Origin of the sequence: Caulobacter sp. RHG1, assembly GCF_013181195.1 — a bacterium.
GTDB lineage: Bacteria > Pseudomonadota > Alphaproteobacteria > Caulobacterales > Caulobacteraceae > Caulobacter.
This window is the reverse complement of sequence record NZ_SMZP01000002.1, coordinates 189,469-206,259: the sequence shown is the minus strand read 5'-3', so window position 1 is coordinate 206,259 and position 16,791 is coordinate 189,469. Positions and strand designations below refer to the sequence as shown.

Genomic DNA, 16,791 nt, shown 5'->3' with positions numbered 1-16,791 from the left:
ACATCATACAACATGTGGCCCTCTAGATAACAAAAAGGGACGGGGAGGCATGGCGGACGACGCGCTTGGCCATAAGGCGGAATTCAGCCGCCGGTTCGTGACGCTGGGCCTCGGGGCGGCGATGGCCGCCACCCCCAGCCTGGTGCGGGCCAGCGGTTCGCTGAAGGCCTTCCACAACGTCCGTGACTACGGCGCGATGGGCGACGGCATCGCCATCGACTCCGACGCCATCAACCGCGCCATCGAGGCCGCCGCTGCCGGCGGCGGCGGCACGGTCGTCGTGCCGGCTGGCCACTATCTGTGCTTCTCGATCCGCCTGAAGAGCTTCGTGACCATCGTGCTGATGAACGGCTCGGTGATCGAGGCCGCCGATCCGCGCAAGCACGCCGGCCGCTACGACCTGCCCGAGAGCGTCTACGAGGAGCAGTTCCAGGACTATGGCGTCAGCCACTTCCATAACAGCCTGATCTATGGCGACGGGGTCAACGACGTCGCCATCATTGGCAAGGGCCTGATCCACGGTATTGGCCTGGACCGCGAAGGTCCCGCGCCGCGCTGGCACGGCATCGCCGGCTGGAAATCGCCGGCCGAGCAGGGGCTGAGCCCCGACGCCGCCCGCCGGGCCATTCCGCGCGAGATGGCCTATGAGGGCCGCGGCAACAAGGGCATCGGCCTGATCCGCTGCCGCAACGTGCTGCTGCGCGACTTCACCATCCTGCAGGGCGGCCACTTCGCCTGCTACGTGCTGGGCTCGACCAATGTGCGCATCGACGGCCTGACCGTCGACACCGACCGCGACGGCATCGACATCGACGCCTGCCGCGATGTGAAGGTCACCAACTGCATCGTCAACGCCCCCAAGGACGACGCCATCGTCCTGAAGAGCAGCATGGCGCTGAAGGAGCCGCGCTTCTGCGAGGACGTCAGCGTGATCGGCTGCAAGACCAGCGGCTACCTGCTGGGCACGGTCGTGGATGGGACCTATCAGCCGTCGCCCTACATGTCGGTGGATGACATCGGGGTGCTGGGGCGGATCAAGCTGGGCACGGACTCGGCAGCCGGCTTCCGCAACATCATGATCGCCGACTGCATCTGCGAGAACACCCGCGGCCTGCAGTTGGGCGCGATCGACGGCGGGATCCTGGAGGACGTGACGTTCTCGAACATCCTGCTGCGCAATCCGGTCAATCATCCGATCTTCGTGCGCCTGTCGGGTCGCAATCGCGCGCCTGAGGGCAATGGCCCTTCGCAGGTCCGCCGCGTGCGGTTTTCGAACATCAACGTGTCGGGCGCGCCGGGCCCTTACGCCAGCGGCGTGGTCGGCCTGCCGGGCGGGCAGATCGAGGACGTCAGCTTTACCGACATCCACGTGCGCTCGGCCGGCGGCGGCACGCGCGAGGATGCGGTGCGCGAGATCGAGGAGCGTCCCAAGTCGTCGCTGGAGCCCAGCTTCATGAAGACGTTCCCGGCCCACGGGCTGTGGGTGCGCCATGCCCGCAATATCAAGATCCGCGACGTCAGCTTCACGGTCGACAAGGCCGATGCGCGGCCGGCCGTGCTGCTGGACGACGTGCAGGGCGCCAGCGTCGACGGTGTGCGCTCCAGCCTGGCGCCCAGCGCGGCCGTCCGCGCGGTGCGCAGCCGCGACGTGCGCGTGCGCGACGTCGAACGCCTGACCTGAAGATCCGGAGAGACGCCATGACCATTCTATCGCTGCGCAACGGTTTGCTGGCGGGCATCGCACTGTGTGCGTTCGGCGCCCAGGCCGCCGAGGTGACCCCGCTGCGCGACGGCTGGCGCTTCGTCCGCGCCGACGCGCCCGGCGCCGAGGCGGTGGCGTTCGACGACAAGGCCTGGAGCACAGTCTCGACGCCGCACACCTACAACATCGCCGACTCGGGTGTCGGCGGGACCAAGGCGCGAGGCGAACCGGAAGGCGTCTACTATCGCGGGCCGGCCTGGTACCGCTTGTCGCTGGACCATGCGCCCACGCCCGGGCAGCGCTATTTCCTGCAGTTCGACGGCGCGGCGTTGAAGGCCGATGTCTATCTGAACGGGACGAGGCTGGGGACGCACGAGGGCGGCTATGCGGCTTTCCGCTTCGACGCCACCGACGCCCTGAAGGCGGGGCAGAACGTGCTGGCCGTGCGGGTCGACAATAGCCGCAACACCCGCTTTGCGCCGCTGAACGGCGACTTCTTCATCTTCGGCGGCCTCTATCGCGCCGTCAGCCTGGTGGAGGCCTCGGATGTCCATGTCGACCTCTCCGACTGGGGCGGTCCGGGCGTCTATGGCCGCACCGAAGCCATTAGCGCCGGCCAGGCCAAGATCGCCGCCAAGGTGCTGGTCCGCAACGACCGCGCTGCGCCGGCCAGCGTCCAGGTCGTGACCAGGATCATCGACGCCAAGGGTGTGACGGCCGCCCAGGCCCAGGCCACCACGCGGGTCGCCGCCGGCCAGAGCTTGCCGGTTCAGCAGGCTCTGACCCTGAAGAAGCCCAAGCTGTGGGAAGGCCGCAAGTCGCCCTATCTCTATCGCCTGCGCACCGAGGTGCGGGTCGATGGCAAGTTGGCCGATACCGCCGAGGTCCCGCTGGGCGTGCGCACCGTGGGGCTCGATGGGGAGGGGCGGTTCCTGCTGAACGGCAAGCCCTACGCCCTCTATGGCGCGAACATCCAGATGCCGACCCGCTTCGGCAAGGGCCCGATCGTCAGCGACGCCGAGATCGACGAGGATATGCAGATCATGGCCGACATGGGCGCTACCGCCCTGCGCCTGGCCCACATGCAGCATCCGCAACGGGTTTATGACGAGGCCGACCGTCTGGGCCTGCTGCTGACCACCGAGGTGCCGCTGATCGACGATCATGATCCGTCGGACGCGTTTCGCGAGAACCTGGTCGCGCAGATGCGCGAGCTGATCGCCCAGAACGTCAACCACCCGTCGGTGGCGCTGTGGGGTATCGGCAATGAGCTGCGCGCCTCGGGCGAGGCGCCCAACCGCATCCTGGCGGCGCTGCAGGCGACGGCCAAGGAGATGGATCCGGGCGGCCTGACGACCTACGCCCACTGCTGCCTGGATGACGACGACCCGATCGCCCAGCATAGCGATACGGTCTCGTACAACCGCTACTTCGGCTGGTACTGGACCGAGGCCAAGGACATCGGCCCCTGGGCCGACGCGCTGCACGCCAAGATGCCCAAACGCCCGATCGGGGTCAGCGAATACGGCGCGGGGGCCAGTATCCTGCACCAGGAGGATCCGGTGATGCGCCGTCCGGTGGCCGACGGCTACTGGCACCCCGAACAGTGGCAGACGACCTTCCACGAGGTGCACTGGCGCGAGCTGAAGAAGCGTCCGTACCTGTGGTCGAACTTCATCTGGGTCGGCTTCGATTTCCCGTCGTTCAAGCGCAACGAGGGGGATCGCGCGGGCATCAACGACAAGGGCCTGGTCACCGAGGACCGCAAGGTGCGTAAGGACTCGTACTACTGGTACCAGGCCAACTGGTCCGAGGTTCCGATGCTGCACATCACCAGCCGTCGCGACGTCAACAAGCGCATCGCGCGGGCCAAGGTGAAGGTGTTCTCCAACCAGCCGGCGGTGCGTTTGCGCCTGAACGGCGGCGCCTGGACGACCGTGCCGGTCGAGGACCACGCCGCGGTGTGGGAGATCGACCTGGCCAAGGGCGAAAACCTGGTCGAGGCGGCGGCCGAGGTGGGCGGCAAGACGCTGACCGACAGCGTGCGGTGGACCTACGCGACCAACCCGTAGGTCGCCAATCATCGTCATCCCGGGCCTTGTGCCCGGGACCCCTCTGTCCGCCGCAGGCGCGGGGCAGAGGGGATCTCTCACGTGAAAGCTGAACCAGGGGTCCCGGGCACAAGGCCCGGGATGACGGTTGGGGTTTAGGCGCGCGCCTGGAAACGGTGATCGCCCGAGCCGATCTCCAGAACCAGCCGGCCACGCTTCAGGCCCTGGACCGTGACGCCCGGCGCCTGAGCGACGGGGACGCCATTCACCCGTACGGCCTCGGCGCTCTTGGCTGGAATATGGACCTCGGCGCGGCTGTTGGTCGGCGCGACCAGATGCAGGTCGAAGCTGCCGTCCGCTTTCAGCTCCCAGTCCGTACTGATCCGGCCCAGCACGCTGTCATAGTCGCCGCCGCCCTTGGGCACGCGGGCGTCCAGCACCGGATCGAAGCGGAACGACAGGAAGCCGGCGCGGATCGGCTCGATGCCGGCGATGCGGCGGAACACGAAGCCGGTCACCGCGCCCAGGGCGTAGTGGTTGAACGAATTCATGGCCACGTCGCCGACGTCGCCGTTCCAGCGCTCCCAGATCGTCGTGGCGCCCTTGCGGATCATGTAGCCCCACGACGGGAAGTCGGTGCGCAGCAAAAGGTCGTAGACCACGCCGTCCTGGTCGTTGTCGGCCAGGGCGTCCAGGCTGAACGGCGTGCCCAGGAAGCCGGTCGACAGCAGGTTGCCACGCCGACGGATGTCGGCCACCAGATGGGCCGTGGCGGTCGCCCGCAGCGCCTCGGGGACGAGGCCGAAGCGCAGGGCCAGGATGTAGCCGGCCTGCGAGCCGTTACCCATGGAGCCGTCGGGCCGCACGAACTCGCGCTGGAAGGCGGCCGTGATCTGGCTGGCCAGGTCGCGGTAGCGCACCGCGTCGGGCTTGCGGCCCGAGCCGTAGGCCATGTCGGCCATGGCCTCGACCGAGCGCTTCCACCAGGCCGTGGCGATCAGGGCCTTGGGCGTGGTCTCGTCGCCGGGCTGCTTGGCGTCCAGCGCCACCCAGTCGCCGAAGTCGTAGCCGCGTTCCTTGCGCCAGATCAGGTCCGGATTGCTCGTGCGGATGAAGCCCAGGTAGCGGGTCATGGCCGCCCAGTTCTGGTCGACGATGGCGGTGTCGTTGTAGCGCTTCCACACCGTCCACGGCAGCATGACGCCGGCGTCGGCCCAGCCGGGCGAGGCGCCGAGGCCCAGGTCCGTGAAGCCAGCCGGAGCGTAGTCGGGGAACTCGCCGCGCGGGCCTTGGGCGTCGCGCAGGTCGCGGCCGAACCGCTCGGTGAAGGCGGCCACGTCCATGTTGAAAGCCGCCGCATCCCAGAAGACGTTGGCGTCGCCGGTCCAGCCCAGGCGCTCGTCGCGCTGCGGGCAGTCGGTGGGCACGCCGACGAAGTTGCTGCGCTGGCTCCACAGGCTGTTGCGCCACAGCTGCTGGATCACCGGATTGGCGATGCGCAGGTGGCCGGTCTCGGCCAGGTTCGACGAGACCACGATCCCTTCGACGTCCTCGGCTGTCGGTGCGCGGCCCAGAACCTCGGCCAAGCCTTCGACCTCGACATAGCGGAAGCCGAAATAGGTGAAGCGCGGCTCATAGGTCTCGCCGGCCGGGTCGCCCTTCAGGGTGTAGACCACGGCGGCGCGGGCGGCGCGCAGGTTGGACTGGTCGACATGGCCGTCTGCACCCAGCACCTCGGCGAAGCGCAGGGTGACGACCTGGCCAGCCTTGCCGCGCACCTTCAGCCGCGCCCAGCCGGCGAAGTTCTGGCCGAAGTCGAAGACGTGGCGCGACCCGACGGCCTTGATCGAGGTCGCCTTCAGCGTCTCGATCCGGCGGATCGGCGGGCTGGTCTGGGCCTTCAGAGCGCAGGGCGGGGTGGGGGCGATGTCGACGGCGCGCCAGCCCTTGCCTGTAAAGCCGGCGGTGGCCCAGCCGGGCTGTTCCAGGCGGGCGTCGTAGTCCTCGCCGTAGTAGATTTCGCCGCGTGTGATCGGGGCGGCGGCGATGCGCCAGGTCTCGTCGCTGGCGACCGTCTCCCGAGAACCGTCGACGTAGGTGATCTCCAGCTGGCCGAGGAACCGCAGCGGGGTGTCGCCGAAGGTGTAGCGGCCGGCCGGGGCGTGATAGCTGCCGTACCAGCCGTCGCCGACCATGGCCCCGATGGCGTTGTCGCCCACGCTCAGCAGGTCGGTGACGTCGTAGACGCGGTAGAGGGCGGTCTTGCGGAAGTCGGTGCTCTCGGGCGTCAGCAGGGCGTCGCCGACCCGCTTGCCGTTGATCTGGGCCTCGTAGGCGCCCAGGGCTGTGGCGTAGAGGCGCGCGCGGGCGATCGGGCGGGCGACCTTGAAGTCCTTACGCAGCAGGAACGCGCCATAGCCCGGCCAGGCCTGGGGCTGGTTCTTAGAGGGTTCGGCCTTGGCCCAGCCGCCGTCGGCGAAGCCCGGGCGCATCCAGCCGTCGGGAGCTTGCAGGGCGGTCTTCATGCCACGCGAGGTGATGCGCAGGGTCTTGCCGCCGGGCAGTTCGGCGCGAACCATCACGGCGGCGGCGATCTCATGCAGCTTGGGTTCGTTGAAGCCGGTGGGGTCCTGAACCTTGATCGCGACCACGTGGCGGCCGGCCGCCAGCTTGTGGTGGGTCTCGGCGATCGGGGCGACGCCGAAGGCGATCGGCGAATGTGGCGGGCGCTGGACGGGCTGGCCGTCCAGCCAGACGTCGGACGTGAAGTTGGCGATCGAGAACAGGGTGACGTTGGCCGCCGCCGGCAAATCGAAGGCCAGGCGGAAGTATCGCGCCGAGCGGTCGGCGGGGCGGTCGCCGCGCATCCACAAGAGGCCCGCTTGCCGGTCGGCCTTGGCCAGCTCCGTCTCGGCGGCGATCCACTTGGCGGTCCAGTCGGCGGGCTGCAGCAGGCCGATCTCGAAGCTCGCGACGGCGCTGGTCGCCTTGCGGCCCTTGTTGTCGCGCACCAGCACGCGCCACCAGACGATCTGGCGCGAGGTCAGCGGGCTGCCCAGCCACGAGACGTCCATGCTCTGGTCGGTCAGCACCTCGCCGGCGTGCCAGAGGTCGGGATCGCCGGCCTCCAGCTTCTCGCGCGAGCTGGCGGCCTGGATCTCGTAGCGGGTCTGCTTGACGTCCGGATCGGGGCTGGCCAGCCGCCAGGACAGACGCACGGCTTGGTCCTCTACGCCGATCGGCGCGGTGACCGAGCCGGCCTTGAGGTCCAGCACCTCGAGCGCGGGCGCTTGCAGCGCCTGGGCCGCCAAGGCGGGAGAGGCCGCCGCGACTCCGGCCAGGCCGGCGCCCATCATCAAGCCGCGACGCGAGACGCTCATTTGGACACCTCAGCGCGCGGGCCCGCGTTGTCGATCACGGCCTGGGCCTCAGCTGGCCAGTCACGGTTCGGGACCAGGATGTTGTTCTCGGCGACATTGCCGATCTCGCTCAGCCAGCGGCCGCCGGTGCGCAGCGAGTTGTGCCAGTTGCCGGTCGCCAGGTTGTCGGTCGAGATCTTGCGGCGGAACATCTTGCCGGCGGTGTTGATGTTCAGCCACTTGCCCTGGGTGTCGACGACATTGCCGGTCACCTTGAAGTGCTTGGAGCCCTCGTCCAGGTAGATGGCGATCTTGCCGCCGATGTCGAAGATGTGGTTGGCGCGGATCACCGAGTCCGGATTGGCCGACAGGTTGTAGATCGCCCCGCCGTCCATGTACCAGGTCTTCACGCCATGGATGCGGTTGCCCTCGACCAGGGTTTTCCGCAGCACCGTCGGCGTCGTGTACTTGGTGTTGTAGCGGTAGCCCTTCTGGTTCTCGTCGTAGTTCGGGTTGCCGCCCGCGTCGTTGTAGCCCCAGCCCCAGCCGACCGCGACGCCGTCATAGGGCGCGTCCGAGATCTCGTTGTGCAGGATGCGCGCGTCGTCGATGTAGGTCGTCAGGATCGCGGCGTTGTCCTTGTAGTCCTGGCTGACGGTGGCGATCACGTTGTCGGCGATCTCGAGGTCGGCGTTGACAAGTTCCGGTGCGGACGGGTGGTGGGCGTCCTGGCGCACGCCGCCGGCCATGATGGCGCTGCCCGAGAGCACCGAGAAGTGGTTGCGGCTGACGCGGATGCCCTTCGTGCTCAGGCCCTGGCCCGAGAGATTGGCGTTGGCGTCGTTGCCGATGCCTAGGCCGATCTGGCCCAGCTGCGAGAACTGGTTGCCGGTGAAGGTGACGTCCTGGGCCGCGGCGACCTGCACGGCGGCCGGGATCTGATGCCACTTCTGGCGCATGGACTCGAACTCGGGACAGCCCCAGCCGCACGACGACCAGGCGTCGGCCGGGCGCAGCGGCGACGTATCCTTCAGGAAGGCGCCGCTCTGCTGGTTGGCGTAGCCGGTGGCCTCCGACGGGCCCATCCACGAGCTGTAGGAGAACCGCAGGCCCTCAAAGCTGAGATTGCGCACCGGGGCCTTGGATGTGCCGCCGATCGAGACCAGGGCGGGCAGGGCGGGGACGGTCACCCGCAGCGCCTTGATGTCGTCGTCCTCGGCGATGCGGAGGTACAGCTTGCCGGCGGCCGGATCGACGAACCACTGATAGGGCTTGGCGTGCCAGTCATTGGCCTTGCCGACCAGCTCTAGCGCATTGACCAGGAACAGGCGCGAGTCGTCGGGGAAGATCGGCTTGGAGACGGTGTCGTAGCCCCAGGTGTTGTTGTCCCAGGCCGGCTGGCGCATTGTCACCCTCGTCCCGTCGATGGCCTGCACCGGCGAGACGCGGTCGGTGAAGAAGCCGGTGGCCTCGACCTCCAGTCGCGACGGGTGCTTCAGGTCCTTCAGGAAGGCCAGCTTGGGATTGGTGATCTCGAAACCGGTGGCGTTGAACGTCACGTCCGAGGCGCGGATCTCCATCCACGGGCGCTCGGCCAGGGTGTCGTTGACCCACACCTGGCGGGTGTCCAAGCCCTTGGGAATGTCGGCGACATAGATCCGGCGCTCGGCGTCGAACACCGTGAAGTTTGCGACGTCGAAGCCGCCCGAGATCAGCGGCCGCGCGCCGGTCTGGCCACGCCAGGTGACGCGCTTGCCGGCCTGACCGCCGTCGGCGGCGGTGAAGACCAGGGGCTTGTCCAGGCGGTACGCGCCGGCCGCGACCTCGACCGTGACGTCGGCCTTGGCGTTACTGGCGCGAACCAGGGCCTGGGCGCGGGTCAGGGTGCGCACCGGGCGCTCGACGGTGCCGGGGTTCTTGTCGTCGCCCTTTGGCGAGACGTGCAGCGTCACCGTCTGGGCGTTCGCGAGGGTCGCCCAGGCCAGGACGGCGCCGGACACCATGGTCGCCGCGAGGCGGCGTGCGAGCAGGGTTTTGACCATCACGAACTCCCTAAGTCTTGTTTTCTTTAACGTGGGGCGGGCCGCTGGCCCGCGTCAGGCTTGGCGGACGACCTGTCTCTGGTCGCCCAGGCCCTCGATACCCAGTTCCATCACGTCGCCGACGTTCAGATAGACCGGCGGCTTCTGGCCCAACCCAACGCCAGGCGGCGTACCGGTCGAGATCACGTCGCCCGGCAGCAGGGTCATGAACTGCGAGAGATAGGCCACGATGAAGGCCGGCTTGAAGATCATGGTTGCGGTCGAGCCGTCCTGGAACGTCTTGCCGTTGACCTTCAGCCACATCTTCAGATTGGCCGGGTCCGGCACCTCGTCGCGGGTGACCAGCCAGGGGCCGATCGGGCCGAAGGTGTCGCAACCCTTGCCCTTGTCCCAGGTGCCGCCGCGCTCGATCTGGAAGGCGCGCTCGGAGACGTCGTTGATCGTGCAATAGCCGGCGATGTGGGCTTCGGCCTCGCTCTCGTCGATATAGCTGGCGGTCTTGCCGATCACGATGCCCAGCTCGACTTCCCAGTCCAGCTTGGTCGAGCCGCGGGGCTTCAGGACCTCGTCGTTCGGGCCGCAGATGGCCGAGGTGAACTTCGAGAACAACACCGGCTCTTCGGGGATCGGCAGGCCGCTCTCGGCGGCGTGGTCGGCGTAGTTCAGGCCGATGCACAGGAACTTGGCCACCCCGGTGACGCAGGCGCCGTAGCGGACGCCTTCGGGCGCCAGGGGCAGAGTATCCAGGTCGAGGGCGCGCAGGCGGGCCAGGCTCTCGTCCGAGATGGCCGCGCCGTCGATGTCGGCGACCACGCCGCTGAGGTCGCGGATGCGGCCCTGGGCGTCCAGGATGCCGGGCTTTTCGTGGCCGACAGGGCCGAAGCGAAGCAGTTTCATGTCACGCGTTCCTAATTGACCCAGCCGCCGTCGATCACGTTGATCGTACCGGTGGTGAAGGCGGACTCGTCCGAGGCCAGGTAGACGGCCAGGGCGGCCAGCTCCTCGACGCGGCCGAAACGGCCCATGGCCTGGCGGGCGGTGAACTCGCCATAGGCCTTGTCGAAGTCGCCGGTGTCGCGCAGGCGCTGCAGCAGGGACGGGGTCTCCACCGTGCCCGGGCAGATGGCGTTGCAGCGGATGCCCTTGGTCACGAAGTCGGACGCCACCGACTTGGTCAGGCCGATCACGGCGGCCTTGGTGGCGCCATAGGCGAAGCGGTTGGGCACCGCCTTGATGCTGGAGCAGACCGACGACATGTTGATGATCGAGGCGCCGCCGTTCTCGATCATGCGCGGCAGGAAGGCGCGGATCATCCGGTACTGGGCGGTGACGTTCAGGGCGTTGGAGAAGTCCCAGGCGTCCTCGTCGCAGTCCAGGATCGTGCCGGCGTGGACGAAGCCCGCGCAATTGTAGAGCACGTCGACGTTCGGGAATTCCTCAGCGATCGCCTTGACGGCCTCGCGGTCGGTAACGTCCAGCTGGCGGACGGTCACGCCCTCGACGCCTTCCAGCGCCTCGGTGCGGATGTCGGCGGCGATCACGCTGGCGCCTTCACGCAGGAACGCCTCGACGGTCGCGCGTCCAATTCCCTGAGCGGCGGCCGTCACCAGCGCCGTCTTGCCCGCAAGCCTCATCAGTCAACCTCAAACGTAAGATGTATTATGTTTGCTAAGGGCGCTGACCGGGGTCGTCAAGCTGCGGTGGACCTTCAGTCAAAAGAAAAGCCGCATCACAACGAAGCGTGATGCGGCTTACCAAAATGGCAGGAGGGGAAAGTGCTTAGAAGCGGACCCGGACGCCGGCCGCGACGCGGCGGCCCGTGGTCCGGAATTCCTTCGTGCGGTTCGGCGTGACCGAGTAGATGAACTCTTCCTCGTCGGTCAGGTTCAGGCCGTCGACGAACACCGTGAAGTGGTCGTTGACGTTGTAAGAGGCGCCGACGTCCAGCTGGCCATAGCTGTCGAAATATTCCGGTTCGCCGTTACGACCCGAGGCGACCTGCAGGAACTTGTCGCGCCAGGTGTAGGCGATACGGGCCTGGATCGGACCCTTCTCGTAGAAGCCAACCAGGCTGTAGGAGTACTTCGACAGACCTTCCAGGCCGTAGGACACGTTGGCCACGGTGTTGGTGTAGTTGGCGTCGGACTCGGCATAGGTGAAGCTGGTCTGCACGCCCAGGCCGTCAAACGGCGCGGGCAGCTTGTTGAACACCTGGCGGTAGCCCAGCTCGAAGCCCTTCACGACCGCGCCCTTGCCGTTGCCCGGCACGGTTACCTGGAAGGTCACCTGGTCGACCTTCTGCGGCGTCGTGACCAGGGTCACGAACGAGTCGATGTTCTTGTAGAAGGCCGCGAATGACAGCAGCGACATGGTGTCGAGGTACCACTCGACGCCGCCTTCGATCTGCGAGGCGCGGAACGGCTGCAGGTCGGGGTTGCCCCGGCGAATGGTTTCGTTGCCCGGGTTGGTCTGGATCGTCTGGCGCGGCGACAGGTCCGACAGGGTCGGGCGGGTCATGACGCGCGAGGCGGCGAAGCGGAAGATCAGGTCGTCGGTGACGTTCAGGCGGGCGTTCAGCGACGGCAGGATGTCGGTGTACTTGCCTTCGAAGCTGACCGGGACGACCGGCGAGACGGTGATGATGTTCTGGCCGGCGCCGTTCGGACGGGCGCTGGTCACCGTGCGCGAGGCGCCCGACGAGGTGTAGTCGGTGTCCTCGATGCGGACGCCGACGTTCACAGCCAGCGGCATCGAGCCCAGATCGGTCTTGATGTCGGCCATCACGTAGCCGATCAGCACCTTCTCATCGACGACCGACGAGGCTGACGGCGAGGCGATGGCTTGGTTGAACGCCTTGCCGTCGCGGGTGGCGTATTCCTTGACCTGCAGGATCAGGGCGCGGGGATCGTAGTACAGCCAGTCGTGCAGGATGCTGTCGCCGTACTGGCCGCCGAAGAAGTTGCGGTTGGTGTTCTGGAACAGCGAGGTCGGCAGGATCTGGTTGGAGTCGCAGTAGGCGCATTGCTCACCGAACGGCATTTCAACCGCGTTGATGGTCTTCTTGCGGTTCTGCGAGGCGACGCCTGCGCTGATCGACACCGCGCCCGCGGGCTTCCAGTCGGCGTCGAAGGCGAACTCGTTGATCTCGTCGTCGACGTCCGAGCCGCCGCCCCAGATGTAGTAGTGGGCGGTCACGCCTTGCGGATTGGTCGCGGCGTTGGCGTAGTTCGGGCTGGTGAAGCCGTAAGAGTACATCGGGCTGCCGCCGCGGCGGTCGAACCAGGTGTTGACGTTCTTGCGGCGGATGGTCGTGAAGTCGTTGTCTTCCTTGCCTCGACGCTCGGCCTTCGAGGTCGAGGCGTCGAAGGTCAGGGTCAGGTCTTCCGTCGCCTTCCACTTCAGGTTCAGGCCGATCTGGTTGGTCGTGACGTCGCGGTGATCATACTGGATGATCTGGTCGACGAAGCCGCCCTGATAGCGCTGGTAGACGGCTTCGCCGCCCTGCACGACCTGCTCGACCAGCGTGCCGCCGGCGAAGTCGTAGGCCAGGCCCGTCTGCTGTTCCTTGAAGTCAGCCTTGGCGTACAGCACGTCGACCGTGGCCGTCAGGCTTTCGACCGGCTTGTACTGAACGACGCCGTTGAGGCCGAGCATCTTCTTGTCACGCTCGAAGAAGAACGGCGACAGGTTCGACGGCATCGAGACGCTGGTGAAGGGCGCGACGCCCGGTCCGATGCGGGCCCCGGCGACGCCGCCGGCATTGTAGTAGGAGTCGGTGCTGGAGCGGCGCACGTGGCCCGCGCCGATGGTGAACTCATCGTTGCGGACCTTCTGGTCCATGTACGAGGCCGACAGGGCCGCGCCGAAGGTGCGCTCCTCGTTGCGCCAGCTGACGACGCCCGAGACTTCCGGATTGTACTTGTCGCGCAGCTCAGCCCATTGGCCGCTGATCGAACCGGCGGCGCTGAAGGCCTGGCGCTGTTCCAGCGGACGCAGCGTGCGCACGTCGATGGTCGCGCCGATCGAGGCGCCATTCACGTTGGCTTGCGGCGACTTGTAGACGTCGGCGCCCGAGATGATTTCCGAGGGCAGGACGTCGAACGAGAACTCACGGCCGTTGTTGTCGGTGGCCAGGGTGCGGCCGTTGACGGTGACGGCGTTGAACTTGGGACCAAAGCCGCGGACCGAGACGTAGCGGCCTTCGCCGCGGTTACGCTCGATGGTCACGCCGGCGATGCGCTGCAGGGACTCGGCGACGTTCTGGTCGGGCAGCTTGCCCAGGTCTTCAGAAGCGATCGAGTCGACGACGCCGACCGCGTTGCGCTTGATGTCGATGGATTGCTGCTGGCTGGCCCGGATCCCCGTGACCACGATTTCTTCAACGGCCGCTGCATCTTGCGCTGCGGCAGGGAACGCCCATGCCCCCAGCAGCCCGAGAGCGGTGGCGGCCAACATAGTCGTCTTGGTGGACATGCTCGATCCTGTTGTTTCAACCCCTTTGACCGGTATTCCGGCCTTATCCTGAACTTGTATGATGAGTTCAGTTGTCTGTCAAATTATCATAATACGTAATATGAATTAGCGTTCATCGAACCGCACGGATCGGGGCCACGCAGAGGGCCGAGCTGAACACGAAAATGATCGCGGCGATGAAGATGGCGGCGTAGTTGCCGTCGAAGACGTTCAGCAGCACCGCGGCCATGACCGGGCTGATGATCTGCGGGATGTTCACCGCCGTGGTCAGCACGCCAAGGTCCTTTCCCTCGTCGCCGGCCGTGGTCTGGGGCAGCACCTGGGTCATCAGGGCCATGTCGATCGACATGAACATGCCGTAGCCGACGCCGATCACGCCGGCATAGATCCACATGCCGGTCATGTTCGGCATCACCAGCGGGGCGACCATGGCGCAGCCCATGATCAGGCTGGACGCGATCACGAACGGCTTGCGGCGCTGCAAACGGTCGGACAAGAAGCCCGAGGCCAAGGACGAGACGATCAGGCACACCAGCGTCAGGATCGCCATGTTGGCGATGGCCAGGTTCGAGTTGGCGTCCGACAGGCCGATATAGTCGCGCAGGATGTACAGCAGATAGGCCGCCACGGCCTGATAGCCCATATAGACGGCGAAGCGTCCGGCGAAGGCCCAGGCGAAGTCCGGATGGTCCTTGGGGCTGATCCAGAAGCTGGAGAAGAAGCCCTTCCACGAGAACGACCGGGCGGGGGCGTCGGCGCTGGACGGTTCGCGATTGATCAGCACGAAGGCCAGGCACGAGACAGCGATGGCGACGGCGAACAGGCTGTAGGCCAGCACCCGTGCCCCGGCCAGATAGCCGGCGACGACGGTGCCGGCGGTCAGGCCGGCGGTCATGCCCGCGCCCACCACGCCGGAGACCACCCCGCGCGTCTCGGGCGGGAAGCGGTCGGCGATCACCGTGGTCATGGCCGGCTGCATGGAATTGAAGGCGACGGTGGCCATCACCCACAGCACCATCAGCGACCAGAAGCTGGTCTGCCACGACACGCCGAACAGACACAGCGAGCCGATCAGCGAGGCGATGGCGATCCAGGGCGAGCGGCGGCCCCAGCGGGTGCGGGTACGGTCCGACAAGGCGCCGGCGATCGGTGTCGTCAGGGTCGAGAACACCGAGGTGATCGCGAACATCAGGGCCAGGTTGTTGGCCTTCTGGGCCGGATTGAGCGCGGCGATCTGGTTGGGCAACAGCACGCCCAGCACGCCGCTGTAGAGCGCCATCAGCAGGAAGAAGTTGATCGCCAGCGACAGCTGCAGACGCACGCGCCGCGCGTTCTCCGCGCCGCCGACGGGGAGGGTGGTGTCCATGGTCATGCGGGCGTCCCAGGTGTCAGGGCGTAGAAGGTGGTCGCGGTCTTCGTCTCGACCTGGTGGCGATCGGCGGCCGACAGCGAGATCGCGTCGAAGATCCGCCGCCAGCGGTCGTAGCCGCCGGCCAGCTCGACGACCGGCCAGTCGCCGCCGAACATCAGCCGCTCGGGGCCGAAGCAGGCGAGGGCGTGGTCGATATACGGAAGCAGTGTCGCGTCCTGGCCCTCGGTCCAGTGGTCCTGGGTCGTCAGGCCCGACAGCTTGGCGAAGACGTTGGGCAGTCCGACGAGGATCTTCAGGTTCACGTCCCAGTCGGCGCCGCGGATGCTGCCTGCGTGGGCGGCGATGTCGGGCTTGCCCAGGTGGTCCAGCGCCACACGGGCGTCCGGCGCGCGCTCGAACAGGTCACGCAGCGTGGCGATGACCAGCGGCAGCTGGTGGTCGCGGGCGCAGATGTCGATCGTCAGGCCGCGTTCGGCCACGGCGACGAGGCCGTCGAGATGGCGGGGATCGGTGATGAAGGCGTCAGGCTCGTTCTGCACTGAACGGCGCACGCCGCGCACGAGCGGGCGGGTCTTGAGCCGGTCGAGATCGGCGCCGACGGCCTCGCCCACTTCCAGCGGGGCAAAGGCGACGATGCCGAGGATGTCGAGATCGGGATGGGAAAGGCTGGCGACCCAGTCGACTTCGTCCAGCGCCTGGTCCGGCGTGCAATCGGCCTGCACGAACACGGCCTGGCGCACGCTGGTCGCCTGCTTGGCCCAAGCCTCCGGGCCATGCCGGTCGGCGATGCTCGGGACATATTGCAGCCAGTCGTAGTCGAGCCGTTCGGGATCCCAGAGATGCAGGTGGGCGTCGATCATGCGCCGGCCTTGCCGCCGTTGCCGGGCAGGACGTCCCAGCCCAGGTCGCGGACCGGCGCCAGCGCCGCCTGGACGACCGCGAGCACGGCCGGGTCGATCGGCGTTGTCAGCGCTTTCAGGTTCTGCCGCAGGTTCTCGGGCTTGGACATGCCGATCACGGTCGAGGCGATGCCGGCTTCGTCCGCCGTTTGCAGCGCGAACTGCAGGGCCACGAACGAGAGGTCCGCGCCCAGCTCCGTGCAGCGGCGCGCGGCCTCGGCGGCGGCGGCATGGACGCTCTCGTGCCCGGGATGCCAGTCCGGCGGCCCGCCGGCGGTCAGCAGGCCCATGCCCAGCGGCGAGGCGTTGAAGACGGTGATCCCGTGCGCCGCCAGCCGCTGCGCGACCTCGCCCAGGCGCTGATCCTGCAAGGTGTAGGTGCAGTAGGCCATCACGGTGTCGACCTGCTCGGCGACTGCGATCTCTTCCAGCAGAGCCAGGTCGTAGCCGGTGATGCCGACCTGGCCGATCGCGCCTTGCGCCTTCAGCGCGCGCAGGGTCGGCAGGGCCTCGTCGACCAGCTGGCGACGGTCGCCGTGTTCGATGTCGTGGCATTGCAGGACGTCGATGAACTCGACGCCAAGGCGAGCGCGGCTGTCGTCCAGGCTGCGCAGGGTGGCCTCGCGCGAGAAGTCCCAGGCCTTGTCGCCATAGCGACCGATCTTGGTCATCAGCCCATAGGCGTCCCGCGGAACGCCGCGCAGAGCGACGCCCAGCGCCGTCTCGGCCTTGGTCAGACCGTAGTAGGGGGCGACATCGATCAGGTTGACTCCGGCGTCCAGGGCCGCGGCCACCACGGCGTCGGCCTGGGCCTGCGGCACGGGGTGATAAACCCCGCCCAGCGAGGCGCCGCCCAAGGCTAAGGGCGAAATCTTACGGCTCATCCTGGTCGT

General features: G+C 67.4%; 10 protein-coding genes. 2 read left to right on the top strand and 8 right to left on the bottom strand.

Annotation, left to right across the window (positions count from 1 at the left end; all coding sequences use genetic code 11):
- The first annotated feature begins 49 nt into the window (after positions 1–49).
- Positions 50–1,681 carry a glycoside hydrolase family 28 protein gene (locus E1H18_RS27170; protein WP_172264234.1) on the top strand — a complete coding sequence of 544 codons (1,632 nt, stop codon included), beginning with the start codon at positions 50–52 and terminating at the stop codon, positions 1,679–1,681.
- A 17-nt stretch (positions 1,682–1,698) separates the two neighbouring features.
- Positions 1,699–3,774: a glycoside hydrolase family 2 TIM barrel-domain containing protein gene (locus tag E1H18_RS04805; RefSeq protein WP_172264232.1), complete on the top strand. Its 2,076-nt coding sequence runs from the start codon at positions 1,699–1,701 to the stop codon at positions 3,772–3,774.
- A gap of 134 nt (positions 3,775–3,908) precedes the next feature.
- Here the strand turns inward: E1H18_RS04805 and E1H18_RS04800 are convergent, their stop codons facing one another.
- From E1H18_RS04800 to E1H18_RS04765, 8 genes are all read right to left on the bottom strand, one after another.
- On the bottom strand, positions 3,909–7,133 hold the full coding sequence (locus tag E1H18_RS04800; RefSeq protein WP_241735895.1) for an alpha-L-rhamnosidase: 3,225 nt from the start codon (positions 7,131–7,133) through the stop codon (positions 3,909–3,911).
- Positions 7,130–9,154, bottom strand: a complete 2,025-nt coding sequence (locus tag E1H18_RS04795) for a right-handed parallel beta-helix repeat-containing protein (RefSeq protein WP_172264230.1) — start codon at positions 9,152–9,154, stop codon at positions 7,130–7,132. The genes E1H18_RS04800 and E1H18_RS04795 overlap by 4 nt, the downstream gene beginning before the upstream one ends.
- A gap of 54 nt (positions 9,155–9,208) precedes the next feature.
- Positions 9,209–10,051 (bottom strand): fumarylacetoacetate hydrolase family protein, encoded by an 843-nt coding sequence (locus E1H18_RS04790; protein ID WP_172264228.1) that lies wholly within the window; start codon positions 10,049–10,051, stop codon positions 9,209–9,211.
- An 11-nt stretch (positions 10,052–10,062) separates the two neighbouring features.
- On the bottom strand, positions 10,063–10,791 hold the full coding sequence (locus tag E1H18_RS04785) for an SDR family oxidoreductase (protein ID WP_172265649.1): 729 nt from the start codon (positions 10,789–10,791) through the stop codon (positions 10,063–10,065).
- Between the two features lie 142 nt (positions 10,792–10,933).
- Complete coding sequence (locus tag E1H18_RS04780; RefSeq protein ID WP_241735894.1) at positions 10,934–13,627, bottom strand: TonB-dependent receptor; 2,694 nt, start codon at positions 13,625–13,627, stop codon at positions 10,934–10,936.
- Positions 13,628–13,739: 112 nt separating this feature from the next.
- Entirely contained in the window at positions 13,740–14,999 is a 1,260-nt protein-coding gene (locus E1H18_RS04775; RefSeq protein ID WP_172264226.1) for an MFS transporter, read from the bottom strand.
- Positions 14,996–15,859: an amidohydrolase gene (locus E1H18_RS04770; protein ID WP_172264224.1), complete on the bottom strand. Its 864-nt coding sequence runs from the start codon at positions 15,857–15,859 to the stop codon at positions 14,996–14,998. The genes E1H18_RS04775 and E1H18_RS04770 overlap by 4 nt, the downstream gene beginning before the upstream one ends.
- Positions 15,856–16,782 (bottom strand): aldo/keto reductase, encoded by a 927-nt coding sequence (locus E1H18_RS04765; protein WP_172264222.1) that lies wholly within the window; start codon positions 16,780–16,782, stop codon positions 15,856–15,858. The genes E1H18_RS04770 and E1H18_RS04765 overlap by 4 nt, the downstream gene beginning before the upstream one ends.
- Positions 16,783–16,791: the final 9 nt, after the last annotated feature.

Excerpts from the sequence above, each read along its gene's own strand:
- E1H18_RS04800 (WP_241735895.1), bottom strand. The coding sequence starts at position 7,133 with ATGAGCGTCTCGCGTCGCGGCTTGATGATGGGCGCCGGCCTGGCCGGA.
- E1H18_RS04795 (WP_172264230.1), bottom strand. The coding sequence starts at position 9,154 with ATGGTCAAAACCCTGCTCGCACGCCGCCTCGCGGCGACCATGGTGTCC.
- E1H18_RS04790 (WP_172264228.1), bottom strand. The coding sequence starts at position 10,051 with ATGAAACTGCTTCGCTTCGGCCCTGTCGGCCACGAAAAGCCCGGCATC.
- E1H18_RS04765 (WP_172264222.1), bottom strand. The coding sequence starts at position 16,782 with ATGAGCCGTAAGATTTCGCCCTTAGCCTTGGGCGGCGCCTCGCTGGGC.
- E1H18_RS04770 (WP_172264224.1), bottom strand. The coding sequence starts at position 15,859 with ATGATCGACGCCCACCTGCATCTCTGGGATCCCGAACGGCTCGACTAC.
- E1H18_RS04780 (WP_241735894.1), bottom strand. The coding sequence starts at position 13,627 with ATGTCCACCAAGACGACTATGTTGGCCGCCACCGCTCTCGGGCTGCTG.
- E1H18_RS04805 (WP_172264232.1), top strand. The coding sequence starts at position 1,699 with ATGACCATTCTATCGCTGCGCAACGGTTTGCTGGCGGGCATCGCACTG.
- E1H18_RS04775 (WP_172264226.1), bottom strand. The coding sequence starts at position 14,999 with ATGACCATGGACACCACCCTCCCCGTCGGCGGCGCGGAGAACGCGCGG.
- E1H18_RS27170 (WP_172264234.1), top strand. The coding sequence starts at position 50 with ATGGCGGACGACGCGCTTGGCCATAAGGCGGAATTCAGCCGCCGGTTC.